This is a genomic window from Pseudomonas sp. AK-TSAG1-1, from assembly GCF_056821665.1.
Window position 1 is genome coordinate 5,917,895 of sequence record NZ_CM165965.1, and the last position, 26,094, is coordinate 5,943,988.

The 26,094-nt window shown below is 60.3% G+C and carries 23 protein-coding genes; 7 read left to right on the plus strand and 16 right to left on the minus strand.

All coding sequences use genetic code 11. The features are described 5' to 3' along the window. Positions 1 to 23 precede the first annotated feature (23 nt). The 4 genes from AC1UK9_RS26865 to AC1UK9_RS26880 form a co-directional block, all read right to left on the minus strand. Positions 24 to 941 (minus strand): SdiA-regulated domain-containing protein, encoded by a 918-nt coding sequence (locus AC1UK9_RS26865; protein WP_025112050.1) that lies wholly within the window; start codon positions 939 to 941, stop codon positions 24 to 26. Between the two features lie 102 nt (positions 942 to 1,043). Further along, entirely contained in the window at positions 1,044 to 1,967 is a 924-nt protein-coding gene (locus AC1UK9_RS26870; RefSeq protein ID WP_473013856.1) for an SdiA-regulated domain-containing protein, read from the minus strand. Positions 1,968 to 2,225: 258 nt separating this feature from the next. After that, positions 2,226 to 2,891, minus strand: coding sequence for a fumarylacetoacetate hydrolase family protein (locus AC1UK9_RS26875; protein WP_473013857.1), 666 nt, complete (start codon positions 2,889 to 2,891; stop codon positions 2,226 to 2,228). A 39-nt stretch (positions 2,892 to 2,930) separates the two neighbouring features. Beyond that, on the minus strand, positions 2,931 to 4,325 hold the full coding sequence (locus AC1UK9_RS26880; protein WP_473013858.1) for an FAD-binding oxidoreductase: 1,395 nt from the start codon (positions 4,323 to 4,325) through the stop codon (positions 2,931 to 2,933). Positions 4,326 to 4,531: 206 nt separating this feature from the next. Here AC1UK9_RS26880 and serA point away from each other — a divergent pair, with 206 nt between their 5' ends. After that, complete coding sequence (serA, locus tag AC1UK9_RS26885) at positions 4,532 to 5,761, plus strand: phosphoglycerate dehydrogenase (protein ID WP_025112046.1); 1,230 nt, start codon at positions 4,532 to 4,534, stop codon at positions 5,759 to 5,761. Between the two features lie 62 nt (positions 5,762 to 5,823). Here serA and AC1UK9_RS26890 read toward each other — a convergent pair whose 3' ends face one another. After that, positions 5,824 to 6,249, minus strand: a complete 426-nt coding sequence (locus AC1UK9_RS26890; protein WP_025112045.1) for a DUF4399 domain-containing protein — start codon at positions 6,247 to 6,249, stop codon at positions 5,824 to 5,826. A 135-nt stretch (positions 6,250 to 6,384) separates the two neighbouring features. Between AC1UK9_RS26890 and AC1UK9_RS26895 the strand changes: the two genes are divergently transcribed. Further along, positions 6,385 to 6,954, plus strand: a complete 570-nt coding sequence (locus tag AC1UK9_RS26895; protein ID WP_025112044.1) for a transporter substrate-binding domain-containing protein — start codon at positions 6,385 to 6,387, stop codon at positions 6,952 to 6,954. A 120-nt stretch (positions 6,955 to 7,074) separates the two neighbouring features. Here the strand turns inward: AC1UK9_RS26895 and AC1UK9_RS26900 are convergent, their stop codons facing one another. Next, complete coding sequence (locus tag AC1UK9_RS26900; protein ID WP_482578813.1) at positions 7,075 to 7,560, minus strand: 2-thiouracil desulfurase family protein; 486 nt, start codon at positions 7,558 to 7,560, stop codon at positions 7,075 to 7,077. A gap of 1 nt (position 7,561) precedes the next feature. After that, entirely contained in the window at positions 7,562 to 8,194 is a 633-nt protein-coding gene (locus tag AC1UK9_RS26905; protein WP_025112042.1) for a 2OG-Fe(II) oxygenase, read from the minus strand. A 108-nt stretch (positions 8,195 to 8,302) separates the two neighbouring features. Here AC1UK9_RS26905 and AC1UK9_RS26910 point away from each other — a divergent pair, with 108 nt between their 5' ends. Beyond that, positions 8,303 to 9,055, plus strand: a complete 753-nt coding sequence (locus AC1UK9_RS26910; RefSeq protein WP_025112041.1) for a DUF2059 domain-containing protein — start codon at positions 8,303 to 8,305, stop codon at positions 9,053 to 9,055. A gap of 107 nt (positions 9,056 to 9,162) precedes the next feature. Here the strand turns inward: AC1UK9_RS26910 and bipL are convergent, their stop codons facing one another. Further along, positions 9,163 to 10,110: a phospholipase BipL gene (gene bipL, locus AC1UK9_RS26915; RefSeq protein ID WP_025112040.1), complete on the minus strand. Its 948-nt coding sequence runs from the start codon at positions 10,108 to 10,110 to the stop codon at positions 9,163 to 9,165. Between the two features lie 99 nt (positions 10,111 to 10,209). On the opposite strand from bipL, the gene AC1UK9_RS26920 reads away from it, so the two are divergent. Both AC1UK9_RS26920 and AC1UK9_RS26925 read left to right on the plus strand, forming a co-directional pair. Beyond that, positions 10,210 to 10,788: a DUF6436 domain-containing protein gene (locus AC1UK9_RS26920; protein WP_473013860.1), complete on the plus strand. Its 579-nt coding sequence runs from the start codon at positions 10,210 to 10,212 to the stop codon at positions 10,786 to 10,788. A gap of 102 nt (positions 10,789 to 10,890) precedes the next feature. Then, positions 10,891 to 13,302, plus strand: a complete 2,412-nt coding sequence (locus tag AC1UK9_RS26925) for a penicillin acylase family protein (protein ID WP_482578814.1) — start codon at positions 10,891 to 10,893, stop codon at positions 13,300 to 13,302. Between the two features lie 114 nt (positions 13,303 to 13,416). On the opposite strand, the gene AC1UK9_RS26930 is transcribed toward AC1UK9_RS26925, so the two are convergent. Beyond that, entirely contained in the window at positions 13,417 to 14,382 is a 966-nt protein-coding gene (locus AC1UK9_RS26930) for a GlxA family transcriptional regulator (protein ID WP_473013862.1), read from the minus strand. A 313-nt stretch (positions 14,383 to 14,695) separates the two neighbouring features. Between AC1UK9_RS26930 and AC1UK9_RS26935 the strand changes: the two genes are divergently transcribed. Continuing rightward, a complete protein-coding gene (locus AC1UK9_RS26935) occupies positions 14,696 to 15,337 on the plus strand; it encodes an HD domain-containing protein (RefSeq protein ID WP_025112036.1) in 642 nt (213 codons plus the stop codon). A gap of 147 nt (positions 15,338 to 15,484) precedes the next feature. Here AC1UK9_RS26935 and AC1UK9_RS26940 read toward each other — a convergent pair whose 3' ends face one another. The 7 genes from AC1UK9_RS26940 to AC1UK9_RS26970 all read right to left on the minus strand — a co-directional run bounded on the left by AC1UK9_RS26940 (position 15,485) and on the right by AC1UK9_RS26970 (position 23,844). Further along, positions 15,485 to 16,375: an ABC transporter permease subunit gene (locus AC1UK9_RS26940; protein ID WP_025112035.1), complete on the minus strand. Its 891-nt coding sequence runs from the start codon at positions 16,373 to 16,375 to the stop codon at positions 15,485 to 15,487. Continuing rightward, on the minus strand, positions 16,372 to 17,253 hold the full coding sequence (locus AC1UK9_RS26945; RefSeq protein ID WP_174823756.1) for an ABC transporter permease subunit: 882 nt from the start codon (positions 17,251 to 17,253) through the stop codon (positions 16,372 to 16,374). The genes AC1UK9_RS26940 and AC1UK9_RS26945 overlap by 4 nt, the downstream gene beginning before the upstream one ends. Positions 17,254 to 17,288: 35 nt before the next feature. Further along, positions 17,289 to 18,431 (minus strand): ABC transporter ATP-binding protein, encoded by a 1,143-nt coding sequence (locus AC1UK9_RS26950; RefSeq protein WP_025112033.1) that lies wholly within the window; start codon positions 18,429 to 18,431, stop codon positions 17,289 to 17,291. Positions 18,432 to 18,498: 67 nt separating this feature from the next. After that, on the minus strand, positions 18,499 to 19,596 hold the full coding sequence (locus AC1UK9_RS26955; protein ID WP_025112032.1) for a polyamine ABC transporter substrate-binding protein: 1,098 nt from the start codon (positions 19,594 to 19,596) through the stop codon (positions 18,499 to 18,501). Positions 19,597 to 19,783: 187 nt separating this feature from the next. Continuing rightward, entirely contained in the window at positions 19,784 to 20,893 is a 1,110-nt protein-coding gene (locus AC1UK9_RS26960; RefSeq protein WP_025112031.1) for a polyamine ABC transporter substrate-binding protein, read from the minus strand. 171 nt (positions 20,894 to 21,064) lie between these two features. Beyond that, the gene (locus AC1UK9_RS26965; RefSeq protein WP_025112030.1) at positions 21,065 to 22,429 is read right to left on the minus strand and encodes an aspartate aminotransferase family protein; all 1,365 of its coding nucleotides are present in this window, start codon (positions 22,427 to 22,429) and stop codon (positions 21,065 to 21,067) included. 56 nt (positions 22,430 to 22,485) lie between these two features. Further along, a complete protein-coding gene (locus tag AC1UK9_RS26970) occupies positions 22,486 to 23,844 on the minus strand; it encodes a glutamine synthetase family protein (RefSeq protein WP_025112029.1) in 1,359 nt (452 codons plus the stop codon). A 730-nt stretch (positions 23,845 to 24,574) separates the two neighbouring features. Between AC1UK9_RS26970 and AC1UK9_RS26975 the strand changes: the two genes are divergently transcribed. Then, a complete protein-coding gene (locus tag AC1UK9_RS26975) occupies positions 24,575 to 25,951 on the plus strand; it encodes a glutamine synthetase family protein (RefSeq protein ID WP_003229254.1) in 1,377 nt (458 codons plus the stop codon). Positions 25,952 to 26,094: the final 143 nt, after the last annotated feature.

Consider the following 26,094-nt stretch of genomic DNA (forward strand, 5'->3'; position numbering starts at 1 on the left):
CATTCGGTTTTTTGCGGTGTCAGTCAGTTTTGCGCTGGTTTCTTGAAGACGTAAAACAGGTTCGGCTCGCTCACCAGATACAACGTCCCGTCATCATCCATCGCAATGCCTTCGGCTTGCGGCACCCTCTTCTGCAAGCCTTGCCGACCCTTGTTCAACGACAAGGTGCTCAATGGGCGCCCATCCACATCCAGCTCCAGAATCAGCCCCGACTCGTCGGACAGCGCCAGTAAATGGCCGCTGCGCTCGTCGTATTGCAGGCTCGACAGATCGCGCACGAACATTCCGGCATCGCGCTTGGGGTTGTTGATCACGTGCACGGCGTAGGACTTTTCCGGATTGAAGTGCGGGAAACCATGCACCTCATAAATCAGCATCGGATCACGCTCCTTGGCCACGAACAGGCGCTTGCCCACCGAGTCATACGCCAGACCTTCGAAGCCCTTGTTGCCGCTCATGTGTACGCCGAGGGTCATTTGTTCGGCATCTGCCGCATCGAGGAACGTGGTGTCCTGCTGCAGATGGACCTTGATCAGGCGTTGCTGACGCTCGTCGGTGATCACATACGTGTCGGCGCTGATGAACTCGACGGCTTCCGCATCACCAAAGCCGATCAGTGCAATGCGCCGCAGGATTTTGCCTTCGAGCGACAACTCGACCAGTTCGGCATTTTTGTTGGTCACGGTGAACAGGCTGTTACGCACCGGATCGTAGGTCAGCGCCGACACATCATCGTTCAGCCCGTCGATGACCCTGGCTTCGACCTCGACCCGGTACTGATCCAGGCCGATGGCTTCGCTGCTCAACGGCTGCCACAGGGTGTGCAGGTTGAACCAGGCGCGCTCGAACAGGCGCAAGTATTGGCCGATCACGAGCAACGCGATCAGGGCCATCACCGACAGGATGACAAACAGGGGCTTGGGACGGGCAAGTCGACGCATTCGGGCAGGCTCTGGATCAAAACAGGCGGATGAAATATCACGCCTGTCTGAACTGAAGCTTAATGGCCACTTGCCCGTGACCACAAGCCGGGGCCGATGGGCTTACTTCTGCTTTTCGAAGCGGTAGAACAGGTTCGGCTCGCTGACCATGTACAGCGTGCCAGCCTCGTCCATGGTCACGCCTTCGGCGCGGGGAATGGTGTTCTTCAAACCGTTGAAGCCGCCGAGCAGGGTCATGAAGCTGACCTGCTCGCCCTTCTCGTCCAGCTCCAGCAGCAGGTGCGAGTCGGCGGACAGCACCAGGGTGTGGCCGGTACGCGGGTCAATCGCCAGCGCCGAGAGGTTGCGGATATCCAGCTCGTTACTGGCCAGCTTCTGCTTGTCGCCCTTGAGGATCTGGCTGCCGTCGCTTTTCCAGGTGAACAACGCCGGCGGGCGCTCTTCGCCCAGCAGCAACTGTTGGTTGCGCGGATCCCAGGTAATGGCTTCAAACGCCTTGTTCTGATTTTTCGACGGGCCGAGGTCGTATTTCGGGAAGTCGGCGATATTCAGTTCGCGGGTGCTGGCATCGACCTTGACGATGGTCAGCAGGTGTTCGCGTTCATCGACGATCGCCATCAGGCCGTTTTCCATCACGGTCACGCCTTCCGGATTGATCCAGCCCACCAGCGGCATCTTGCGCAGCACATCACCTTGCAAGGTCAGTTCGACCAGGAACGGGTTCTTGCCCATTACCGAAAACAGGGTTTTGGTCTGCGGGTTATAGGACAGGTCCGAAGCCTCGTCCTTTTCCATGCCCGGCAGCAGCTTGCCGTCAATGACCGCCCGATAGTCCGGCAGCCAGACGCTGGCCTTCTGTTCGGTCTGGCTCTCGAAACGCTCGCGCACCCAAAGCAGGCCACGGTCATCCCAATGCATGGCAAACGCCAGACCATAAGCGGCGGCGAGCACCAGCAACAGCCAGACATACCAACGCAGGGCAAAACGTGAGCGACGAGGAGGATTGAGCTGAGTTTGAGCTGACATCAGGGACGCGTTCCGAAAATTCAGGCTATGGGTAATAGCACAAAGAGGCCGGCTCAGACGCCAGAATGAGAGGAATTATCCGGACAGAATGTGAAAAAAACGGCAAATGGCGGGATTGCCCTTCGGCTTTGCGGGCCACTACACAGAACAACTGCAGGAGCGAGCCTGCTCGCGATAGCGTCGGCTCAGTCAACACTTTCGTTAACGGACAGACCGCTATCGCGAGCAGGCTCACTCCTACAGAGGCATTGCAGCGGGTCAGCGTACGCTGCTGGTGAAGCTGCTCGCACCCGGCAGTTCCAGGACGATGTCGTCGCCGACATTCAGCGGGCCGACACCCACTGGCGTGCCGGTGAGGATCACGTCGCCGGCCTGCAGCGAGAAGCAGCCGGCCATGTGCTGGATCATCGGCACGATCGGATTGAGCATCGCGCTGCTGTTGCCGTCCTGACGCACTTCACCATTGATGGTCAGGCGGATGCCGATGTCAGTCAGGTCAGCGAAGGTGCTACCAACCACGAACGGGGCGATCACGGCCGCACCGTCGAACGACTTGGCGATTTCCCACGGCAGGCCCTTGGATTTCAGCTCGGCCTGTTTGTCGCGCAAGGTCAGGTCCAGCGCCGGGGCGAAACCGGAGATCGCGTCCAGCACTTCTTCGCGGCTCGGCCTGGTCGACAGCGGCTTGCCGATCAGCACAGCGATTTCCGCTTCGTAGTGCACCGAACCGCGCTCGGTCGGAATGCTGAAACCGCCGTCCAGCGGCACCACGCAACTGCCCGGCTTGATGAACAGCAATGGCTCGGTAGGGACCGGATTGTCCAGTTCCTTGGCGTGTTCGGCGTAATTACGGCCAATGCACACGACTTTCCCGATCGGAAAGTGGATGCGCGTGCCGTCGACATACTGGTGCTGATAGCTCATTTACCGACTCCTGCCTTCATTGATTCAAGGGATTGCCAATCAAAACGCGAAGATCTTGCCCGGGTTCATGATGCCGTTCGGGTCGAACACCGCTTTGACCGCTTTCATGTATTCGATTTCGACCGGCGAACGGCTGTACGTCAAGTAGTCGCGCTTTGTCATGCCCACGCCGTGCTCGGCGGAAATCGAGCCGTTGTATTTCTCGACGGTTTCGAACACCCACTTGTTGACGGTCGCGCACTTGGCAAAAAACTCGTCCTTGCTCAGGTTATCCGGCTTGAGGATGTTCAGGTGAAGGTTGCCGTCACCGATATGACCGAACCAGACAATTTCGAAGTCTGGATAGTATTCGCCGACGATCGCGTCGATTTCCTGCAGAAATGCCGGCACTTTCGAGACGGTTACCGAGATGTCGTTCTTGTACGGCGTCCAGTGCGAGATGGTTTCGGAGATGTACTCGCGCAGCTTCCACAAATTCTGCAGCTGGGTTTCGCTCTGGCTCATCACGCCATCCAGCACCCAACCCTGTTCGACGCAGTGTTCGAAGGTTTCCAGGGCGCTGTTGGCCACTTCTTCGGTGGTCGCTTCGAATTCCAGCAGCGCGTAGAACGGGCAGTCGGTTTCGAACGGCGCCGGCACGTCGCCACGGCCCATGACTTTGGCCAGGGCTTTGTCGGAAAAGAATTCGAACGCAGTCAGGTCGAGCTTGCCCTGGAAGGCGTGCAGCACCGGCATGATCGAGTCGAAATCGGCGGTGCCAAGGACCATCGCGGTGAGGTTTTTCGGTGCGCGATCGAGGCGCATGGTCGCTTCGACGACGAAACCGAGGGTGCCTTCAGCGCCGATGAACAGCTGGCGCAGGTCGTAACCGGTGGCGTTCTTGATCAGGTCTTTGTTCAGTTCCAGCACGTCGCCCTTGCCGGTGACGACTTTCATGCCCGCCACCCAGTTGCGGGTCATGCCGTAGCGAATCACCTTGATTCCGCCGGCATTGGTGCCGATATTGCCGCCAATCTGACTGGAACCGGCAGAAGCGAAGTCTACCGGGTAGTACAGGCCCTTCTCTTCAGCGACGTTCTGCAAATGTTCGGTGACCACGCCCGGCTGACAAACAGCCGTGCGATCGGTGAGGTTCACGTCGAGGATCTGGTTCATGTAGTCGAACGAGACGACCACTTCGCCATGGGCGGCCACGGCGGCCGCAGAAAGACCGGTTCGCCCGCCGGATGGCACCAGCGCCACTTTGTGGGCGTTGGCCCAACGGACAATCGCCTGCACCTGCTCGATGGTCTTGGGAAATACAATAGCGCTCGGCGCCGGGGCGAAGTGCTTGGTCCAATCCTTGCCGTACGCGTTCAGGGAGTCGGCGTCGGTCAGGACCTTGCCAGGCTCGACCAGGGTCTTCAGTTCATCAATCAGGGCAGGATTGGTCATCGACAGAACTCTCGAACAATTCATGGTCATCCTGAGAACGCTTCACGTCGCAGGAATGAGTGTTTAGCGGGGAGGCTATGCTAGCATACCGACCCCGCAGGCCAGTGCCCAAGGCCAGTTCTGCGGTGACGGCTTTCCTGCCGTTTGGGTCAGCTCCAGGCTGCTCCCCTCCCTGCCATTTTTCTCCGGGATACAGGTTTACGCAGATGAGCAAGACTTCTCTCGATAAGAGCAAGATCAAGTTCCTTCTTCTCGAAGGCGTCCACCAATCGGCTGTCGACGTCCTCAAGGCGGCGGGCTACACCAGCATCGAATACCTGACAGGTTCCTTGCCGGAAGCCCAGCTCAAGGAAAAGATCGCTGACGCTCACTTCATCGGCATTCGTTCGCGCACCCAACTGACCGAAGAGATCTTCGATCACGCGAAGAAGCTGGTGGCAGTCGGCTGTTTCTGCATCGGCACCAACCAGGTTGACCTGAGTGCTGCCCGTGAGCGCGGTATTGCCGTGTTCAACGCGCCGTACTCCAACACCCGTTCCGTAGCGGAACTGGTGCTGGCCGAAGCGATCCTGCTGCTGCGTGGCATCCCTGAGAAAAACGCTTCCTGCCACCGTGGCGGCTGGATCAAGTCCGCAGCCAACTCCTTCGAGATCCGTGGCAAGAAACTGGGCATCGTCGGTTACGGCTCGATCGGTACGCAGCTGTCGGTTCTGGCTGAAGGTCTGGGCATGCAGGTGTTCTTCTACGACACCGTGACCAAGCTGCCGCTGGGCAACGCCACTCAGGTCGGCAACCTGCACGAACTGCTGGGCATGTCCGACATCGTCACCCTGCACGTTCCGGAAACCGCTGCGACCCAGTGGATGATCGGCGAGAAGGAAATCCGCGCCATCAAGAAGGGCGGCATCCTGATCAACGCCGCGCGCGGCACCGTGGTCGAACTGGACGCCCTGGCGGACGCGATCAAGGACAAGCACCTGATCGGCGCAGCGATCGACGTATTCCCGGTGGAGCCACGCTCCAACGACGAAGAGTTCGAAAGCCCGCTGCGTGGCCTGGACAACGTGATCCTGACCCCGCACATCGGCGGCTCCACCGCTGAAGCGCAGGCCAACATCGGTCTGGAAGTGGCGGAAAAACTGGTCAAGTACAGCGACAACGGCACGTCCGTTTCGTCGGTGAACTTCCCGGAAGTAGCCCTGCCGGCTCACCCTGGCAAGCACCGCCTGCTGCACATCCACGAGAACATCCCGGGTGTGATGAGCGAGATCAACAAGGTCTTCGCCGAAAACGGCATCAACATCTCCGGTCAGTTCCTGCAGACCAACGAGAAAGTCGGTTACGTGGTGATCGACGTCGACGCCGAGTACTCGGAGCTGGCGCAAGAGAAGCTGCAACACGTCAACGGCACCATCCGTAGCCGCGTGCTGTTCTGATCCTGCGTTGAGCGACAAAAAAGGGAGCCTTCGGGCTCCCTTTTTCATGCACGCCGAAACGTTTATTCGACGTTGACGGTGATTTTCTTCGAGACGACAGGTGGATCGAATGCCATGTGATTTTTGTCACCCAGTTCCAGCTGCAAGGTGTGCTTGCCCGGGGCCAGTTTGATTTCCGCGAAGGTCTGAGCCTTGCCAAAATGCATGTGATTGGCGTCGGTCGGTACCACGGCGCCTGCCGGAACAATGTCCTTGGCGTCGATCAGCAGATGATGGTGGCCGGTATTCGGAGTGGCATCACCGGCGGGTGCCAGTGCGACGTCCTTGGTTCCGAACTTGACGGTGAAGGTTTGCGAAACCGTGGCCCCGTCCTCGGGAGAAACGATGAACACTTCGGCGCCTTTCGGGGCCGGGGTGGCCGCACTGGCCAACACCGAAACACCCATCAGCACACCGGCCAACGCTGCACGTGACATAAAGCTTTTCATTTTCTTCTCCAGTTTTTCCGTAAAATCCGCGCGGTCATGACAACTTCATGACCATTCGTTGTCGAAGGCACTCGACAACCATAGCAAAGCGAGCCTGACTCAGAGCGTCGCCATAATGATTTCAAAGGAGTGACCATGCGTTTTCTGCCTGGCCTGATCTGCCTGCTACCCCTTTTGAGCCCATTGGCTCACGCCGAACTGATTGATGACGTCAACGACCGTGGCGAATTGCGCATCGCCCTTGAGGCTAATACTCCGCCCTTCAATTTCAAGGACGGCGACACACTCACGGGGTTCGAGGTTGAGCTGGGGCAACAACTGGCCAACGAGCTGGATGTACGCGCCGACTTCATCGTCACTGACGAAGCAGACTTGCTCCAGGGCGTGGAAAGCGGCAAGTACGACGTTGCGCTCAATCACATAGCACTGACACCTGAACTCAAGGATCGTTTCGATTTCAGCGAGTCCTACGGCAAGGTCGATTCGCAGCTGTGGGCGAAGAAGGACGAACAGCCACGGCCGATGGTGCTGGTGCAGGCGTTGACTGAAGAGAAGCCGAAAGCGGCGACACCGGTGGAGTTGGCGATTCCGTTTCAGAAGGGTAATCCGGCGTTTCAGGCCAGCCTTGCGGGTGCGCTGCAGCGGATCAAGGCGGATGGGCGGTTGGCGGCGTTGTCGCAAAAGTGGCTCACCGACCCCAAATGAACACACACCCCTTGTGGGAGGGGGCTTGCTCCCGAAGGCGTCGTGTCAGGCAATGCACATGCTGGATGACCTGCCGCTTTCGCGAGCAAGCCCGCTCCCACATGGGTTTGTGGGTGGCTTTTAGTCGGGTTGAGTCAGGGCCATTGCGGCCTGCGGTAGTTCGAGCTCACTGAACACTTGCACCCCATGCCGTTTGAGCAACGCGGCCGTCACGCCTTCGCCGGTGACCTTCACCCCACTGAACGTCCCGTCATAGGTCAGCAAGTTCCCGCAGGAAGGACTGTTGGCCTTGAGCACCGCCACACGGATGCCATGTTTCTGCACCAGTGCCAGCGCCTGCCGCGCGCCATCGAGAAACTGCGCGCTGACGTCCTCGCCTTCGCTGGTGATCACCGCCGCCGTGCCATCAAGCACTTCGACGCCCTGCCCACCCGGAATTTCCGCCGCGGCACGTGGGGTCGGCAAGCCTCCGGCGACTTCCGGACACAACGGCACCACCCGCCCTGCAGCGATCCACTGTTCCAGCAGATCGAATGGCCCGCTGGCTCCGCCGTCGTAACGCACACGGTGGCCCAGCAAGCAGCGGCTGACCAGAATCTTCTGCATATCAGAACGGCTCGTTGCCACGGCGGCGGAACCAGCCGGTCAGCGACAGGCGCTCGCGGTTTGCCGGCAGCACTTCGTGCGGCACTTCACCGGAGAGGAATACCACCAGACAGCCGCCAGTGGGCTGCACGTCATGAACCCGGTCTTCCCCCAGGTACATGCGCAACTGACCGCCGTCTTCCGGCAGCCACGCGTCATTGAGGTAGACCACCGCCGAAACCATGCGCCGGTCATCATCGCGGAAGCGGTCGACGTGCTTGCGGTAAAACGCGCCCGGCGGATAGAGGGCGAAGTGACACTCGAAATCTTCCAGCCCCAGGAACAACCCGCGATTGAGCGCCTCGCGCAGGCTGTCCATCAGGTTCAGATAACGGTCGCTGGCCTCGGCCTGCCCCGGGTCGATCCACTGGATGTGGTCGCCGCGAATGCCCTCGCGAATCTCCGAAAATGGCCCACGGCCCACCGCCGCCGGCGCCAGCTCACCCTCGGCCTCACGTTTGCGGCACTCGGCCGCCAGCTCACGGGTCAAACCCGCGGGCAGGAAAATGTTCTGCTGCGACCAGCCATGTTCGGCCAGGTCGTCGACGATGCGTAACAGCAGCGGGTGTTCAGAGGATATTTGCATGGCGCGCATAGTATGCCTGCGGCAAGAAATCCGACAGAGCCACGCAGCGGCTTGCCACGAATTCTCGACAAGTACCGGCACCGCACGGAGAATAGTCCGCTGCTGACAGGAGTCCCTATGCGCCGTTTGCTTTTTTCACTGTTGATGTTCTGCGTTTTGCCCGCCTGGGCGGACGGCCACGATCAGCTGTACAAGATCGCCGGCTGGCCAGATCAACGTGCGCATTTCAATGACGCCCTGAGTGCCGCGCAGCAGCGCTATCAGAACAACCTGCCGCCTGCGGTGTTTCAAGCCCTGGTCAACAACAGCAACCAGCGCTTCGCCCCCCAGGCCATGGATCAGCGTGCCGAAGCGCAACTGCGCCAGCACCTTGCCGATCCACAACCGGCGCTGACCTTTTTCCAGTCGCCACTGGGCCGCAAGATCGTCGCCGCCGAGTTGCTGGCGACCCGCCGCGATCAGTTGGCGAAGAACGCCAAGGGCCTGCCGAAGATGCAGGCCAGCGACAGCCGCCTGCTGATCATCGGCCATCTGGCGCAAGCGCTGCCGGCACGCGAGGCCGGCGCCGAAGTCAGCCTGGCGATTGCCGGCGTGGCGGCAGACAGCTTGAGTTCGATGATTCCGGGCCTGCTCGGCGGCGGTCAGGCGCAAGGCATGTTGAACGGCCAGCGCCAGCGCCTGATGGATCAGATCGGCGCCGACATGAACAACACCCTGCTCTACGTTTACCGTGATCTGTCGGATGACGAACTGGAGCAGTTCGCGACGTTTGCCGAATCTACCGAGGGCAAGGCGTATTACCAGGCGGCACTCGCGGCGATTCGCGCGGGGCTGGCGGTGGGGCAAAGCGCTTCAAGCCTTGGCCAGTGATCTTTATCGCCTGACAGGCCGCCTTCACGAGCAAGCCCGCTCCCACATGCTGGAATGCATTCCCCCTGTGGGAGCGAGCCTGCTCGCGAAGAGGCCCTCAAAAGGCCCTAGAGATTCCGCCCTCTGATCCGCTTGTTCAGAAACTCGAAATACTCCTCGCGCATTTCCAGCGTCTCATTCGCCAGATGGTGCCGCGCCTCTGGCAGCAACAGAATCTGCGGCCGGTCGAACTTCCATTTCATCACCTGCAAATTGTGCTGCCAGTCCACGGTCATGTCCGCCTGCCCCTGAATGATCAGTGGCCGTCGCGGACTTTTTTTCGCGTGTTCCACACGGATGATCCAGCGCGACAGGGCACCGACCCACGCGGTCGGCAAGCGTTTGGGTTGTAACGGGTCGGCCTGCAGGAACGGCAGGAATGCCGGGTCATTGGAATTCTCGCTGAAGCGCCGGGTAACGCCCCGCACGAAAGGCCTGAGCAGGTAATAACTGAGCTGCGACCAGCCCCACGCGCGCGGACGCACCAGCGGCGCCAACAGGATCAACTGGCCTTGCGCCGGACTGTGTTCGCCATGGTTGAGCACATGGTCGACGACGATCGCGCCGCCCGTGCTTTGCCCGCACAGGTGCCAGGGCTGCGGCAGGGCGATCGAATTGGCTTCGGCGAACAAGGCTTGCAAGGCGTCCTGATATTCAGAGAAATCGCGGATACTGGCCCGGGGGCCGCTCGACAGACCATGCCCCGGCAAATCGCAGGCGATCACCGCGAAATCCTGATCCAGCGCCCACTCGATCACATGCCGATACAGCCCTGTGTGGTCGTAAAAACCGTGCAGCAGAAACAGCGTGCCCTTGACCTTCTCCGGCCACCAGCAGTGGCTGACCAGCTCATAGCCATCCACTTCGAAGCGCCCCATGCCGCGCCAGACATCACGCTCGGGGAAGTCGGTCTGGTAGAACCGCTGATATGCCTTGGCCTCGTCCGACAACGGCTGCCATTGGGCCAAAGGCTTGAGGCTGGCGCGTAAATGATCGGCATCGAAAGTGTCAGGCATGCGGGTATTCCAAAGCGGTAAACAGACTTTATCGGCCTGCGATATTCATCTGTTGCGGCAAGCATGGCAAGCTAGCGGCCCTTCGAGGATCGAAAAACCATGCGTTCGCCCTACCGCACCGCACTGTTTGCCAGCCTGCTCGCGCTTGTGTGTGCCGGGGTGCTGTGGGCGGCGTACGACTGGTTTCAGGGCCGCTACCTGCGGGCCTTCAGCCAGCACACGGCAGTGTTTTCCGGTGATCCGCTGCGCCTGCCGGATGATCTCGCCGGCCCCGGCAACATTCGCCTGGTGCACTTCTGGGACCCGGCCTGCCCGTGCAACGTCGGTAATCAGCAGCACCTGACCGAGATGGTCGAGCAGTACGGCGCGCGCGGTGTGGAATTCTTCGCCGTGCAGCGCGCCGGCTCCCACGGTCAATTACCCGCGACCCTGAGCAACCTGAAAACCATCGCCGTACTGCCCGGCTCCGAGCAGATTCCCGCAAGCCCCGCCGTGGCGATCTGGGACCGCAGCGGCAAGCTGGCGTACTTCGGGCCTTACAGCGAAGGGCTGACCTGCAACTCCAGCAACAGTTTTATCGAACCGATCCTCAATGCCCTGACGGAAGATCGCCCGGTCAACGCCACGCACACCCTGGCGGTCGGCTGTTATTGCCCGTGGCCGGTGGTGGCGCAGTAAGGCATTCCGGACTTTTCGAGGACAGCGATGCACGGCACGGAAGGTCTGTGCTAATTGTTTGCAGCCCGACGGGCGGCAATCCCGCATGCACAAGGAGTCACCATGAAACGCGTTTTCACCGTTCTTGCCTTGCTCATCGTTGTTCTGCTCGCCGGCGTCGGCTGGTACGTCTACAGCAAACAGCCGACGCGTCAGGGCCAGGTGGAGCTGCGCAACCTGCAGGGTTCGGTGACCGTGCGCTACGACGAACGCGGGGTGCCGCACATCCGCGCCGAAAACGAAACCGACCTCTATCGCGCCCTTGGCTACGTGCATGCCCAGGACCGCTTGTTCCAGATGGAAGCCATGCGCCGCCTCGCGCGTGGCGAGCTGGCCGAAGTGCTCGGGCCGAAGCTGCTCGACACCGACAAGCTGTTTCGCAGCCTGCGCATCCGCGAACGCGCCGCCAGTTATGTCGCCAGTCTCGACAAGCAGTCACCGGCGTGGAAGGCCCTGCAAGCCTATCTGGACGGCATCAACCAATATCAGGACAGCCACGCCGCACCGGTCGAGTTCGACGTGCTGGGCATCCCCAAGCGGCCGTTCACGGCGGAGGACAGCATCAGCGTCGCCGGTTACATGGCCTACAGTTTCGCCGCCGCGTTTCGCACCGAACCGCTGCTGACCTACGTGCGCGATCAACTTGGCGCCGATTACCTCAACGTCTTCGACCTCGACTGGCAACCCAAAGGCGTGCTTGCCAAAGGTCGCGCCAACCCGGTGCCCGCCCTCGCCGCCGGCGACTGGAAAGACCTCAACGCCCTTGCCCGTCTCAGCGAACAGGCGCTGATCGAAAACGGCCTGCCGCAATTCGAAGGCAGCAACGCCTGGGTGATCGCCGGCAGCCGCAGCCAGAGCGGCAAACCGCTGCTGGCCGGCGATCCGCACATTCGCTTCTCGGTGCCGTCGGTGTGGTACGAGGCGCAACTGTCAGCGCCGGGCTTTGAACTCTACGGTCACCATCAGGCGCTGGTGCCGTTCGCCTTCCTCGGCCACAACCTGGATTTCGGCTGGAGCCTGACCATGTTCCAGAATGACGATCTGGATCTGATTGCCGAGAAGGTCAACCCGGACAACCCGAATCAGGTCTGGTACCACGGCCAGTGGACCGATCTGGTCAGCACCGAGCAGCAGATTGCGGTGAAGGGCCAGGCGCCGGTGACACTCACTCTGCGCCAGTCGCCCCACGGTCCGATCGTCAACGACGCCCTCGGCACGGCTGCCGGCAAGACCCCGATCGCCATGTGGTGGGCGTTCCTCGAAACGCCGAACCCGATCCTTGAAGGCTTCTACCAGCTCAACCGCGCCGACACCCTGGCCAAGGCCCGCGCCGCAGCGGCCAAGGTCCAGGCGCCGGGGCTGAACATCGTCTATGCAAACGCCAAGGGCGACATCGCCTGGTGGGCTTCGGCGCTGCTGCCCAAACGCCCTGTCGGGGTGAAGCCGGACTTCATTCTCGACGGCAGCAGCAATCAGGCGGACAAGGACGGCTACTACCCGTTCAGCGCCAACCCGCAGGAAGAAAACCCGGCGCGCGGCTACATCGTCTCGGCCAACTTCCAGCCGCTGTCGCCGACCGGAATGGAAATCCCCGGTTACTACAACCTGGCTGATCGCGGCCAGCAGCTCAACCGCCAGCTCAGCGACAAAAACGTGAAGTGGAGCAACGAAGCCAACCAGAAGCTGCAACTGGGCACCACCACCGCCTACGGCCCGCGCACCCTGGCGCCATTGCTGCCAGTATTGCGGGAGGTGGTGAGCGATCCGGCACAACTGAAACTGGTCGAGCAACTGGCGCAGTGGCCAGGCGACTATCCGCTGGATTCGGTCAGCGCGACGGTATTCAACCAGTTCCTCTACGACCTCGCCGATGCGGCCATGCGTGATGAACTGGGCAACGATTTCTTTGAAACGCTGCTGTCGACCCGGGTGATCGACGCCGCCCTGCCGCGCCTCGCGGCGAACGCAGATTCACCGTGGTGGGACAACCGCAACACACCGAACAAGGAAACCCGCGCCGACATCGTGAAAGTGGCGTGGCAGGCGAGCATGGCGCACCTCAAACAGACCCTCGGCGACAACCCGTCCGACTGGCAATGGGGCACCGCGCACACCCTGACCCACGGCCATCCGCTGGGGCAACAGAAACCACTGGACAAGATTTTCAACGTCGGCCCGTTTGCAGCGCCGGGCAGTCATGAAGTGCCGAACAACCTCTCGGCCAAACTCGGTCCGGCGCCTTGGCCGGTGACGTACGGCCCGTCAACGCGGCGACTGATCGACTTCGCCGACCCGGCGCACAGCCTGACCATCAACCCGGTCGGCCAGAGCGGCGTGCCGTTCGACAGCCACTATGACGATCAGGCCGAGGAGTACGTCGAGGGGATGTATGTGCAGGCGCACTTCAGCGAGGAAGAAGTGACGGCCAATACCCGCAGCACCTTGAAACTGTTGCCGGCGCGGGCTGCTCAATAATCCGCTGTTGTTCAGGCGGACGCCTTCGCGAGCAAGCCCGCTCCCACACAAGACCGCGTGCCACCGGTGGGAGCGGGCTTGCTCGCGAAAGGGCCATCAGCAACACGGAAACCTTCAGAGCAGCACAGAAAAATTCAGCCGAAACTGCTGCGGCGTCACGCCCAACCTTCGATTGAACACACTGCGCATGTGCTGCGCATCGCGAAACCCGCACTGATACGCCACCGTCTTCAGCGGCGCCGCAGTGCTTTCGAGCATCACCCGCGCCGCATCTACCCGCGCCCGCTCGACGAACTCGGCCGGGGTGACCCGGGCCTCGCGAGCGAACACCCGGGAGAAGTTACGCGCGCTCATGTTCGCCGCATTCGCCAGATCGGCAATCGTCAGGTCGCCGGTGAGATTGGCCAGCACATACAGCTGCACCATCGCCACCGCCGAGGTCGGCTCCGCATGCGGCGTGAGGAACGGGCTGAACTGCGACTGCCCGCCCGAGCGCTGCGTGAACACCACCAGCCGCTTGGCCACGCTCAGTGCCACTTCAGCGCCGTGATCGCGAGCCAGCAGGTACAGCGACAGATCGATCCCTGCCGTAACCCCGGCCGAGGTGTAGAGCACGCCATCTTCGACATACAAGCGATCGGCCTCGACCCGGGTCGATGGACACAACTGCGCCAGGGCCTGAGCGTCGTTCCAGTGGGTGGTCACGGTGCGCCCTTCCAGCAGCCCCGCGCGCGCCAGCATGAACGCGCCGTTGCAGATCGATCCGAAACGCCGTGCGCGAGCGCTGGCCTCACGCAGCCAGGCGTCGAAGACCCGGCCAAAATCCATGAACGGCAACTGCGGGCCGCCGGCTACCAACAGCAAGTCATAAGCGTCGAGCGCGTCGCTGAAATGCCGATGAGCAGTGAGGTTCAAACCATTGGAACAAGCCATCTGGCCCTGCTCGACACCGATCACTTCCAGCCGATAGTGATCCTCGGTCGGCAGAAACCGGTTGGCCTCGGCGAACACATCCATCGGCCCGCTGACATCCAGCGCCTGCACGCCGGGGAACACCACGATGGCGACGGTTTTGTTCATGACTCAAACGTCCTCAATGCCTGCGGCAAACAAAAACCCTGCGGGAGCGGGCTTGCTCGCGAAAGCGGTGTGTCATTCAACAGATCAGTTGAATGTCATGGCCCTTTCGCGAGCAAGCCCGCTCCCACATGGACCGTGCCTGTCTTGTTGATCGGGCCAACCCTAGCCAATCCACGCCCAACAAGCGAGGTTTGGCACGATTTGCAGGTCGATTGGCAAGGATCGCAGCCATGCGTTGATTGTCCGTTTAGTGCCTTGAGGAACAGACTTTGTCCATCGGCGCCACGACGGCGTTTTCGACGAGGACTAGCAGATGAGCAGCACCATTGCCGGCATCAAAATCCCTGACAGCGCGTTGGCCCGGGCCACCACCGAGTACATTCGCGACATCGAATCCGATCTGCTCTACCACCACTCGCGTCGGGTGTTCCTGTTCGGCGCACTGAGCGGTGAGCGCCAGCAACTGGCCTACAACCCGGAGTTGCTGTACGTCGGCGCGATGTTCCACGACCTCGGGCTGGTACAAGGCTATCGCAGTGACGACGAACGTTTTGAAGTGGATGGCGCCAATGCGGCAGCGGCGTTTCTCAAGCCATACGGGCTGAGCGATGACGACATCGAACAAGTGTGGCTGTCGATTGCCCTGCACACCACACCCGGTGTGCCCAAGCATTTGCGGCCGACCGTGGCGCTGGTGACCGCAGGCGTCGAGATGGACGTGCTGGGCATGGACTACGCGGCGTTCAGCAGCACCCAGCGCGAGGCCGTAGTGCATGCGCATCCACGTGGGGAAGGTTTCAAGGAATGCATCATCTGCGCATTTGCCGACGGCTTGCGCCATCGTCCGCAGACGACCTTCGGCAATGTGAAGACCGATGTGCTGATGGATCAGGAGCCGGGGTTCAAGCCGATGAACTTCGTTGAAGTCATCCGCAAATCGCCCTGGAGCGCCTGAGCAGCGCAAAAACTGTGGGAGCGAACCTGCTCGCGAAAGCGGTATGTCAGTCAAATTGATATCGACTGACAATCCTCATTCGCGAGCAGGCTCGCTCCCACAAGTTTGGAATCGGGTTGGCCAGCAAGAGGCCAACCCGGTGTTGCTTTAAGCCGCTTCCGGCGCAGGTGCGCGGCGCACGTCCGGTTGCTTCCACGAGTCGGCTGCGCCTTCTTCGATGGCTTGCTGGATGGCTTTCTTGCGCGCTTCTTCGGCACGGCGACTGAAGAACCAGACCATGAAGGTGACGATCGACACTGCCAGCAGAATCAGACTGGCCACGGCGTTGATCTCCGGCTTCACGCCCAGACGTACCGCCGAAAACACTTCCATCGGCAGGGTGGTCGAACCCGGGCCGGAGACGAAGCTCGCCAATACCAGGTCGTCCAGCGACAGGGCGAAAGACATCATGCCGCCCGCCGCCAGCGAAGGCGCAATCATCGGGATGGTGATCAGGAAGAACACTTTCCACGGCCGAGCACCGAGGTCCATGGCCGCCTCTTCGATCGACAGGTCCAGCTCACGCAAGCGCGCCGACACCACCACCGCCACGTACGCCGCACAGAACGTCGTGTGGGCAATCCAGATAGTGACGATGCCACGCTCCTGCGGCCAGCCGATCATTTGCGCCATGGCCACGAACAGCAGCAACAGCGACAGACCGGTGATCACTTCCGGCATCACCAACGGCGCCGTCACCAGCCCGCCGAACAGCGTGCGGCCCTTGAAGCGGGTGATCCGGGTCAGCACGAATGCCGCCAGCGTACCCAACGCCACCGCGGCAACCGCGGTGTAACAGGCGATTTCCAGCGAGCGCACCACCGAACCCATCAGCTGGGTGTTGTCGAGCAGGCCGACGTACCACTTGATCGACCAGCCACCCCACACCGTCACCAGCTTGGAGGCGTTGAACGAGTAGATCACCAGGATCAGCATCGGCAGGTAGATGAACAACAAACCCAGGACCAGCATCAGGCTGGAGAAACGGAAGCGCTTCATTCTTTACCCTCCATTTCCTTGGCCTGACTGCGGTTGAACAGAATGATCGGCACAATCAGGATCGCCAGCATCACTACCGCCAGCGCGGACGCCACCGGCCAGTCACGGTTGTTGAAGAACTCTTGCCAGAGCACTTTACCGATCATCAGGGTTTCCGGACCACCGAGCAGTTCCGGGATCACGAACTCGCCCACCACCGGGATGAACACCAGCATGCAGCCGGCAATGATCCCGTTCTTGGACAGCGGAATGGTGATTTTCCAGAAGCTGTTGAAGGTGCTCGAACCGAGGTCGGAAGCGGCTTCCAGCAAGCTGTGATCGTGCTTCACCAGGTTGGCGTACAGCGGCAGGATCATGAACGGCAGGTACGAATAAACCACGCCGATGTACACCGCAAGGTTGGTGTTGAGGATCTGCAGCGGCTCGTCGATGAAACCCATGCTCATCAGGAACCCGTTGAGCAGGCCGTTGTTGCTGAGGATGCCCATCCACGCGTAAACGCGGATCAGGATGGCGGTCCAGGTCGGCATCATGATCAGCAGCACCAGCACCGTCTGCAGCTCTTTACGCGCACTGGCAATGGCGTAGGCCATCGGGTAGCCGATCAGCAGGCACAGCAGCGTGCTGAAAAACGCCATCTTCAGCGAGCCGAGGTAGGCGGCGATGTACAACTCGTCGTCGCCGAGCATCGCGTAGTTGCCCAGGTTCAGCAGCAGTTGCAGCTTCTGCTCGGCGAAGGTGTAGATCTCGGTGTACGGCGGGATGGCCACGTCGGCTTCGGCGAAGCTGATCTTCAGGACGATGAAGAACGGCAGCATGAAGAACAGGAACAGCCAGATGAAGGGAACCCCGATGACCAGCTGGCGGCCACCGGGAATTATTCGATTGAGGCGGCGTTTGAATTTGCGCATGTTCATGAGCGAAGTACCACGCCGCTGTCGTCTTCCCACCACACGTAAACCTGATCGCCCCAGGTCGGACGCGCGCCGCGACGTTCGGCGTTGGCAACGAACGACTGCACCAGTTTGCCGCTCGGCAGTTCGACGTAGAACACCGAGTGACCGCCCAGGTAGGCGATGTCATGCACCTTGCCGCTCGACCAGTTGTACTCGCAGGTCGGCATTTCGGCGGTGACCAGCAGCTTCTCCGGACGGATCGCGTAGGTGACCGATTTGTCCTGCACCGAAGTGCTGATGCCATGGCCGACGTAGATCTGCCGGTCGAGGTCCTTGCAGGTGATGGTCGCGTGGCCTTCGGCGTCGTCGATCACTTCGCCTTCGAAGATGTTCACGTTGCCGATGAATTCGCAGACCAGACGGCTGGTCGGGGTTTCATAGATGTCGATCGGGCTGCCGATCTGGGCGATCCAGCCCAGGTGCATGATCGCGATGCGCTCGGCCATGGTCATGGCCTCTTCCTGGTCGTGGGTCACCATCACGCAGGTCACACCCACGCGCTCGATGATCTCCACCAACTCCAGCTGCATCTGCGAACGCAGTTTCTTGTCCAGTGCGCCCATCGGTTCGTCGAGCAGCAGCAGCTTCGGCCGCTTGGCCAGCGAACGCGCCAGGGCCACCCGCTGACGCTGACCGCCAGACAGTTGATGCGGCTTGCGCTTGGCGTACTGGCTCATCTGCACCAGCTTGAGCATTTCGGCCACGCGGGCATCGACTTCAGCCGTCGGGATCTTGTCCTGCTTGAGGCCGAAGGCGATGTTCTGCGCCACGGTCATGTGCGGGAACAAGGCGTACGACTGGAACATCATGTTGATCGGTCGCTCGTACGGCGGCATGTCGGTGATGTCGACGCCGTCGAGGAAAATGCGCCCCTCCGTGGGCCGTTCGAACCCTGCCAGCATCCGCAGCAGAGTGGATTTGCCCGATCCCGAACCGCCGAGCAGGGCGAAGATCTCGCCTTTCTTGATTTCCAGGGACACATCGTCCACGGCAATCGTCTCGTCGAACTTCTTCGTGACCCGGTCGATTTTGACCAACACCTGTTTAGGTGTCTGGTCGCCCTCGAGGGCTTTCTTATAGGCGCCGGAGGCAACTGCCATTTACGAAACTCCCAGAAAAAAACAGTGCAGTTCGCCCTATGCGGACGAACCCAGGATAGTTTGTGCCTTATTTGCCCGACTTGACCTTGGTCCAGCTGCGGGTCATCAAACGCTGAATATTGGGTGGCAACTCGGTCGACACGTAGGTCTTGTCGAGGACTGCTTGCGGTGGATAAACCGCTTCATCGGTGCGGATGGACTGTTCCATCAGCTTGTCCGAACCCGGGTTGGGGTTGGCGTAACCGACGTAATCACTGACCTGGGCGATCACCTCAGGTTTCAGCAAATAGTTGATGAAGGCGTGCGCTTCCTTGACGTTGGACGAGTCCTTGGGAATCGCCAGCATGTCGAACCACAGCGCGCCGCCTTCTTTGGGGATCGAGTAGGCGATGTTCACGCCCTTCTTGGCTTCTTCGGCACGGTGCTTGGCCTGGAAGATGTCGCCGGAGAAGCCGATGGCCACGCAGATGTCGCCGTTGGCCAGATCACCGATGTATTTCGAAGAGTGGAAGTAGGTCACGTAAGGACGCACGGCGAGCAACTTGGCCGTGGCCTTTTCGTAATCCTTGGGATTGGTGCTGTTGGCGTTCAGGCCCATGTAGTTGAGCACGGTCGGCATCATTTCATCCGCAGAATCGAGGAACGCTACGCCGCAGCTGTGCAGCTTCTTGATGTTCTCCGGCTCGAACAGCACGCTCCAGGAATCGATCTTGTCGATACCGAGCACGGCTTTGACTTTCTCGACGTTGTAGCCGATGCCGTTGGTGCCCCACAGGTACGGTACGGCGTAGAGGTTGCCCGGATCGTTCTGCTCCAGACGCTTGAGCAGCACTGGATCGAGGTTCGAATAGTTCGGCAGCTGCGCCTTGTCGAGCTTCTGGAACGCGCCCGCCTTGATCTGCTTGCCGAGGAAGTGGTTCGACGGCACGACCACGTCGTAACCGGTCCGCCCGGCCAGCAACTTGCCTTCCAGGGTTTCGTTGGAGTCGAACACGTCGTAGACCGGTTTGATCCCGGTGGCTTTCTCGAAGTCGGCCAGGGTGGTCTCGCCGATGTAATCCGACCAGTTATAAATATGCACCGTACCGGCGGCCTGGGCTCCGACAGCGATCGTCAGGCCGGCAGTGGCCAGCAGGGCTTTGCGCAAAGAAGAAAAAATAGGCAAGTGGAGGTCCTCTAAATTAGTTGGGCCCAAGTTGCCCCGCGTTACATGACAGCCATCGCTGCCCGGCAACCAAACCGGCGCGCAACTTACCCTCGAAAAACCGTTCCTGCAAAACTTCCTGTCATTTAATTGATCCGCTGGCCGCCTTCGCGGGGACGACGGCCAGCGGTTGCTGCGTCAAACCGGCTTATTTGCCGGATTTGATCTTGGTCCAGCTGCGAGTCATTTCACGCTGGGTAGCCGCTGGCAAATCGGCGATCGCATACAGCTTGGCCTGCACGTCGGCTGGCGGGTAGATGCCTGGATCGCTGGTGATGTCTTTATTCACCAGTGGCGTTGCAGCGGCGTTACCGTTCGGGAAACGTACGGCGTTGGTGATGCCGGCCATGACTTCAGGCTTCTGCAGGAAGGTCATGAATTTGTAGGCGCCTTCAACGTTTTCGGCATCCTTGGGGATGGCGACCATGTCGAAGAAGCTGCCAGCGCCTTCCTTCGGAATGGCGTAGCTGACTTTGACCTTGTCACCGGCCTCGGCGGCACGGGACTTGGCCTGCTGCACGTCACCCGAGTAGCCGACCGCTACGCAGATGTTGCCGTTGGCCAGGTCCGAGATGTACTTGGAGGAGTGGAAGTAGGTGATCGAAGGACGAATCTTGAGGAACAGGTCCTCGGCTTTCTTGATGTCTTCTTTCTTCTGGGTGTCGGTAGGCAGGCCCAGGTAGTGCAGCGCGACCGGGAGCATTTCAGTCGGCGAATCGAGGAAGCTCACACCGCAGCCCTTGAGCTTGGCGATGTTTTCCGGCTTGAGCAGCACGTCCCACGAGTCGATGGTGTCGACGCCCAGTGCAGCCTTGACCTTCTCCGGGTTGTAACCGATGCCGATCGAGCCCCACATGTACGGGAAGGCGTGCTTGTTGCCCGGGTCGCTGACCGACACGGCCTTGAGCAGGTCCTGGTTGAGGTTTTTCCAGTTAGGCAGCTTGGACTGGTCCAGTTCCTGGTAAACGCCAGCCTTGATCTGCTTGGCCAGGAAGTTGTTCGACGGCACAACCACGTCATAACCGGACTTGCCTGCCAGCAGCTTGGCTTCCAGGGTTTCGTTGCTGTCGAATACGTCGTAGACGACTTTGATCCCGGACTCTTTCTCGAAGTTGGCGATGGTGTCCGGAGCGATGTAGTCGGACCAGTTGTAGACGTGCAGTACTTTGTCGTCCGCGTGAACCGCGCCCGCCATCATGCCCGCGACGGACAAAGCGAGAAGAGTCTTGCCAGCAAGCTTTTTACCTAATGCCTTCATGCGTCATGCTCCAAATTTTTCTTTTTTGAACCACTTTGTTCAGCGGCCGAACCCCGACAACTGGAACCGCGGCTAGTCTGGCAAGATCGGAGGCGGTCTTTCAAGAAAAGGCCAACCTTTCTGACACCTTCGAGCGAGAGCGCCGCAGCTCCCCCGCTCGAAGCCTAGCACTTAGGCCTGCAATGCACTGAGGGTCAGGTCCAGGCACTTGCGTGCCTTTGTAACCAGCTCATCGATCTCCGCCTTGCTGATCACCAGCGGCGGCGCAATGATCATGGTGTCGCCCACGGCGCGCATGATCAGGCCGTTATCGAAGCAGAACTGCCGGCAGATCATGCCCACACCCTTGCCCTCGTAACGCTTGCGAGTGGCCTTGTCCTGCACCAGCTCGATCGCCCCCAGCAAACCGACGCCGCGCACTTCACCCACCAACGGGTGGTCGTTGAGTTCGCGCAGACGTTTCTGCAAATACGGTGCCGTTTCGTTGTGCGCGTTCTCGATAATTTTCTCATCGCGCAGAATCCGGATGTTTTCCAGACCCACCGCTGCCGCCACCGGGTGCCCGGAGTAGGTGAAGCCGTGGTTGAAATCGCCGCCTTCGTTGAGCACCTTCACCACTTCGTCGCGCACGATCAGGCCACCCATCGGGATGTAACCGGACGTCAGGCCTTTGGCGATGGTCATCATGTCTGGCTTCAGGTCGTAGAAATCGGAACCGAACCACTGACCGGTGCGGCCGAAACCGCAGATCACTTCGTCCGCCACGAACAGGATGTCGTACTTGGCGAGGATTTCCTTGATGCGCGGCCAGTAGCTGTCTGGCGGAATGATCACGCCGCCGGCACCCTGGATCGGCTCGGCAATAAAGGCACCGACGTTGTCCACGCCGACTTCGAGAATCTTCTCTTCCAGCTGATTGGCCGCCCAGATGCCGAACTCTTCCGGCGACATGTCACCGCCCTCGGCGAACCAGTACGGCTGCGCGATGTGGACGATACCCGGAATCGGCAAGTCGCCCTGTTCGTGCATATAAGTCATGCCACCCAGGCTCGCGCCGGCCACGGTGGAACCGTGATAACCGTTCTTGCGGCTGATGATGACTTTCTTGTTCGGCTGGCCCTTGATCGCCCAGTAGTGACGAACCATACGCAGCATGGTGTCGTTGCCTTCGGAGCCGGAGCCGGTGAAGAACACGTGATTCATGCCTTGCGGCGCGACGTCGGCAATGGCCTTGGCCAGTTCCAGTGCCGGCGGGTGCGCGGTCTGGAAGAACAGGTTGTAGTAAGGCAGTTCGCGCATTTGCTTCGCGGCTGCGTCAGCCAGCTCATCGCGGCCATAACCGATCGCCACGCACCACAGACCCGCCATGCCATCGAGGATCTTGTTGCCCTCGCTGTCCCACAGGTACACGCCCTTGGCGTTGGTGATGATCCGTGGACCCTTCTCTTTCAGCTGCTTGAAGTCGCTGAACGGGGCCAGGTGGTGATCGCTGCTCAGGGCTTGCCACTCACGGGTTTGCGGGTTGTTGCTGGTCATGCCAATTCTCCTTGTTATCGGTGAAGGCGCGGCTGCTGACAGCCGCGCCCGGCGTATCAGACGGCGAAGAGCAGGTACTCACGCTCCCAGGAACTGATCACGCGCTTGAAGTTTTCATGCTCGGCCCGCTTGACCGCGACGTAGCCTGTGATGAAAGTCTTGCCGAGGTATTTCTCGACGGTGGTGCTGTTTTCCATGCGCTCCAGTGCGTCCTCGATGGTCAGCGGCAGGCGCAGGTTGCGGCGTTCATAGCCACGACCGACCACCGGTGCGCTCGGGTTGAGCCCCTCGACCATGCCGATGTAACCGCAGAGCAGGCTCGCGGCGATCGCCAGGTACGGGTTGGCGTCGGCGCCCGGCAGGCGGTTTTCCACGCGGCGGTTCTGCGGGCCGGCATCCGGTACGCGCAGGCCCACAGTGCGGTTCTCTTCGCCCCATTCCACGTTCACCGGCGCCGAGGTATCCGGCAGGAAGCGGCGGAACGAGTTGACGTTCGGCGCGAACAGCGGCAGCAACTCCGGGATCAGTTTCTGCAGGCCACCGATGTGGTGCAGGAACAGCTGGCTCATGGTCCCGTCTTCATTGGAGAAGACGTTCTTGCCGGTCTCGATGTCGATGATGCTCTGGTGCAAGTGCATCGCACTGCCCGGCTCACCGGTCATCGGCTTGGCCATGAAGGTTGCGGCCACGTCGTGCTTGAGCGCGGCTTCACGCATGGTGCGCTTGAACACCAGGATCTGGTCGGCCAGCGACAGGGCGTCACCGTGACGGAAGTTGATTTCCATCTGCGCCGTGCCGTCCTCGTGGATCAGCGTGTCGAGGTCCAGCTCCTGCAGTTCGCACCAGTCGTAGACGTCTTCGAACAGCGGGTCGAATTCGTTCGCCGCTTCGATGGAGAACGACTGACGACCGATTTCCGGACGGCCCGAACGGCCAATCGGCGGCTGCAACGGATAGTCAGGGTCGTCACTGCGCTTGGTCAGGTAGAACTCCATTTCCGGCGCCACGATCGGCTGCCAGCCCTTGTCGGCATAGAGTTTCAGGACTTTCTTGAGGACGTTGCGCGGCGACAGCTCGATCGGGTTGCCTTGCTTGTCGTAGGTGTCGTGGATCACCTGCGCGGTCGGCTCGATGGCCCATGGCACCAGATACACGGCGTTCTGGTCGGGGCGGCAGATCATGTCGATGTCGGCCGGGTCGAGCAGTTCGTAATAGATGTCGTCTTCGACGTAGTCGCCGGTCACGGTCTGTAACAGCACGCTTTCCGGAAGGCGCATGCCTTTTTCGGCGATGAACTTGTTGGTCGGCGAGATCTTGCCCCGGGTGATACCGGTCAGGTCGCCGATCATGCATTCGACTTCTGTGATCTTGTGGTCTTTCAACCAATCGGTGAGCTGGTCGAGGTTGTTACTCATAAATGCCTCTGGGCTGAGTCTCCTGACATCGTGTCAGGCAAAGTTTGACGCCGTGGCGTCGCGTTAAAGGGGGCTTGCTTGCGCGCAGTGCCGGCTTACGCCTGGCACCGCGCATAGACAATGAAAGAGGAGCTTACCTGCCCTTTACGCTGGCGTTGCATTTCCTGTGCACATTCAAGGCGTGCAGAATCACGAGCACGGCTTGTCAAGCGGCACAGGCTTTGGGACTCAAAGAGATCTATATTGGAAGGAGACGCCATAAACAGGATGCTTGGCCGTACGTCCAGAATAACGGACGCTGCCGTTCTGGCTGCTGCCGACGAGAACATCGTCGACAGACCGCGAGCCTTGCTGGCTGCGCTACGGACGGATTTGTCGCCACTGATGTGTTGAGCATGCAGACCGGACTGTTGCGAGCAGTCGGTGATGCCGATTAACGGCAGGCGAGACATGAAGCACCCCGGTATTATTGCTGTTATGGGTTTGATCCGAGCTTAGCCTTGTTCATTTTTTTACACAACACCCCCGTAAAAAATACAACACGGCCTGCTCAAGCCCGCGGGTGCCAAGCGTCCAAAGGGACCAAAACTGCCCCAAAGTGCCCCATAAATGCCCTTGCAGCGCTTTTTTAGGGCAAAAAAGGCCTCGCTTGACTTCGGCATGCCGTTCGGGTTGACTGAAACCAGAAAAGATCAATGATTGATATTTTTAACAACAAAGGTGTTGCATCATGTCGGTACCCCCGCGTGCCGTTCAGCTTAACGAAGCGAACGCGTTCCTTAAGGAACATCCTGAGGTTCTGTACGTTGACCTTCTGATTGCGGATATGAATGGTGTGGTGCGCGGCAAGCGCATCGAACGCACCAGCCTCCACAAGGTTTACGAGAAAGGCATCAACCTGCCGGCCTCTCTATTTGCTCTGGATATCAATGGCTCTACGGTGGAAAGCACCGGCCTGGGTCTGGACATCGGCGACGCCGACCGGATCTGCTATCCAATCCCCGACACCCTGTGCAACGAGCCATGGCAGAAGCGCCCTACCGCGCAACTGTTGATGACCATGCACGAACTCGAAGGTGACCCGTTCTTCGCCGATCCGCGCGAAGTGCTCCGTCAAGTTGTTGCAAAGTTTGACGAGCTGGGCTTGACCATCTGCGCCGCATTCGAACTCGAGTTCTACCTGATCGACCAGGAAAACGTGAACGGCCGTCCGCAGCCACCACGCTCGCCGATCTCCGGCAAACGTCCGCACTCGACTCAGGTTTACCTGATCGACGACCTCGACGAATACGTCGACTGCCTCCAGGACATTCTGGAAGGTGCCAAAGAGCAAGGCATCCCGGCCGACGCCATCGTCAAGGAAAGTGCCCCGGCGCAGTTCGAAGTGAACCTGCACCACGTCGCCGACCCGATCAAGGCCTGCGACTACGCGGTACTGCTCAAGCGTCTGATCAAGAACATCGCCTACGACCATGAAATGGACACCACCTTCATGGCCAAGCCGTACCCGGGTCAGGCAGGTAACGGTCTGCATGTCCACATCTCGGTGCTCGACAAAGATGGCAAGAACATCTTTGCAAGCGAGGATCCCGAGCAGAACGCCGCGCTGCGTCACGCGATCGGCGGTGTGCTCGAGACCCTGCCGGCGCAGATGGCTTTCCTCTGCCCGAACGTCAACTCTTACCGTCGTTTCGGCGCGCAGTTCTATGTGCCGAACTCGCCGTGCTGGGGCCTGGACAACCGCACCGTGGCGATCCGCGTACCGACCGGCTCTGCCGATGCCGTGCGAATCGAACACCGCGTAGCCGGCGCCGACGCCAACCCGTACCTGCTGATGGCTTCGGTCCTGGCAGGTGTGCATCACGGCCTGGTGAACAAGATCGAACCGGGCGCTCCGGTCGAAGGCAACAGCTACGAGCAGAACGAACAAAGCCTGCCGAACAACTTGCGCGACGCCCTGCGTGAGCTGGACGACAGCGAGGTGATGGCCAAGTACATCGATCCGAAATACATCGATATCTTCGTCGCCTGTAAAGAGAGCGAGCTGGAGGAGTTCGAACACTCCATCTCCGACCTCGAGTACAACTGGTATCTGCATACCGTGTAAGCGGTTGTCGTGCCAGAAACAACGCCGTTGGCTATTGCAGCCCGCGGCGTTTTTTTATGGCGCAATTCTGATCTGAATGGCCGCTTTCGGCGGTTTGGGAGCAAGCCCCCTCCCACAGGGGTCTACAGCGAACAGGGATTTTT

Excerpts from the sequence above, each read along its gene's own strand:
- AC1UK9_RS26865 (WP_025112050.1), bottom strand. The coding sequence starts at position 941 with ATGCGTCGACTTGCCCGTCCCAAGCCCCTGTTTGTCATCCTGTCGGTG.
- AC1UK9_RS26870 (WP_473013856.1), bottom strand. The coding sequence starts at position 1,967 with ATGTCAGCTCAAACTCAGCTCAATCCTCCTCGTCGCTCACGTTTTGCC.
- AC1UK9_RS26875 (WP_473013857.1), bottom strand. The coding sequence starts at position 2,891 with ATGAGCTATCAGCACCAGTATGTCGACGGCACGCGCATCCACTTTCCG.
- AC1UK9_RS26880 (WP_473013858.1), bottom strand. The coding sequence starts at position 4,325 with ATGACCAATCCTGCCCTGATTGATGAACTGAAGACCCTGGTCGAGCCT.
- serA (WP_025112046.1), top strand. The coding sequence starts at position 4,532 with ATGAGCAAGACTTCTCTCGATAAGAGCAAGATCAAGTTCCTTCTTCTC.
- AC1UK9_RS26890 (WP_025112045.1), bottom strand. The coding sequence starts at position 6,249 with ATGAAAAGCTTTATGTCACGTGCAGCGTTGGCCGGTGTGCTGATGGGT.
- AC1UK9_RS26895 (WP_025112044.1), top strand. The coding sequence starts at position 6,385 with ATGCGTTTTCTGCCTGGCCTGATCTGCCTGCTACCCCTTTTGAGCCCA.
- AC1UK9_RS26900 (WP_482578813.1), bottom strand. The coding sequence starts at position 7,560 with ATGCAGAAGATTCTGGTCAGCCGCTGCTTGCTGGGCCACCGTGTGCGT.
- AC1UK9_RS26905 (WP_025112042.1), bottom strand. The coding sequence starts at position 8,194 with ATGCGCGCCATGCAAATATCCTCTGAACACCCGCTGCTGTTACGCATC.
- AC1UK9_RS26910 (WP_025112041.1), top strand. The coding sequence starts at position 8,303 with ATGCGCCGTTTGCTTTTTTCACTGTTGATGTTCTGCGTTTTGCCCGCC.
- bipL (WP_025112040.1), bottom strand. The coding sequence starts at position 10,110 with ATGCCTGACACTTTCGATGCCGATCATTTACGCGCCAGCCTCAAGCCT.
- AC1UK9_RS26920 (WP_473013860.1), top strand. The coding sequence starts at position 10,210 with ATGCGTTCGCCCTACCGCACCGCACTGTTTGCCAGCCTGCTCGCGCTT.
- AC1UK9_RS26925 (WP_482578814.1), top strand. The coding sequence starts at position 10,891 with ATGAAACGCGTTTTCACCGTTCTTGCCTTGCTCATCGTTGTTCTGCTC.
- AC1UK9_RS26930 (WP_473013862.1), bottom strand. The coding sequence starts at position 14,382 with ATGAACAAAACCGTCGCCATCGTGGTGTTCCCCGGCGTGCAGGCGCTG.
- AC1UK9_RS26935 (WP_025112036.1), top strand. The coding sequence starts at position 14,696 with ATGAGCAGCACCATTGCCGGCATCAAAATCCCTGACAGCGCGTTGGCC.
- AC1UK9_RS26940 (WP_025112035.1), bottom strand. The coding sequence starts at position 16,375 with ATGAAGCGCTTCCGTTTCTCCAGCCTGATGCTGGTCCTGGGTTTGTTG.
- AC1UK9_RS26950 (WP_025112033.1), bottom strand. The coding sequence starts at position 18,431 with ATGGCAGTTGCCTCCGGCGCCTATAAGAAAGCCCTCGAGGGCGACCAG.
- AC1UK9_RS26960 (WP_025112031.1), bottom strand. The coding sequence starts at position 20,893 with ATGAAGGCATTAGGTAAAAAGCTTGCTGGCAAGACTCTTCTCGCTTTG.
- AC1UK9_RS26965 (WP_025112030.1), bottom strand. The coding sequence starts at position 22,429 with ATGACCAGCAACAACCCGCAAACCCGTGAGTGGCAAGCCCTGAGCAGC.
- AC1UK9_RS26970 (WP_025112029.1), bottom strand. The coding sequence starts at position 23,844 with ATGAGTAACAACCTCGACCAGCTCACCGATTGGTTGAAAGACCACAAG.
- AC1UK9_RS26975 (WP_003229254.1), top strand. The coding sequence starts at position 24,575 with ATGTCGGTACCCCCGCGTGCCGTTCAGCTTAACGAAGCGAACGCGTTC.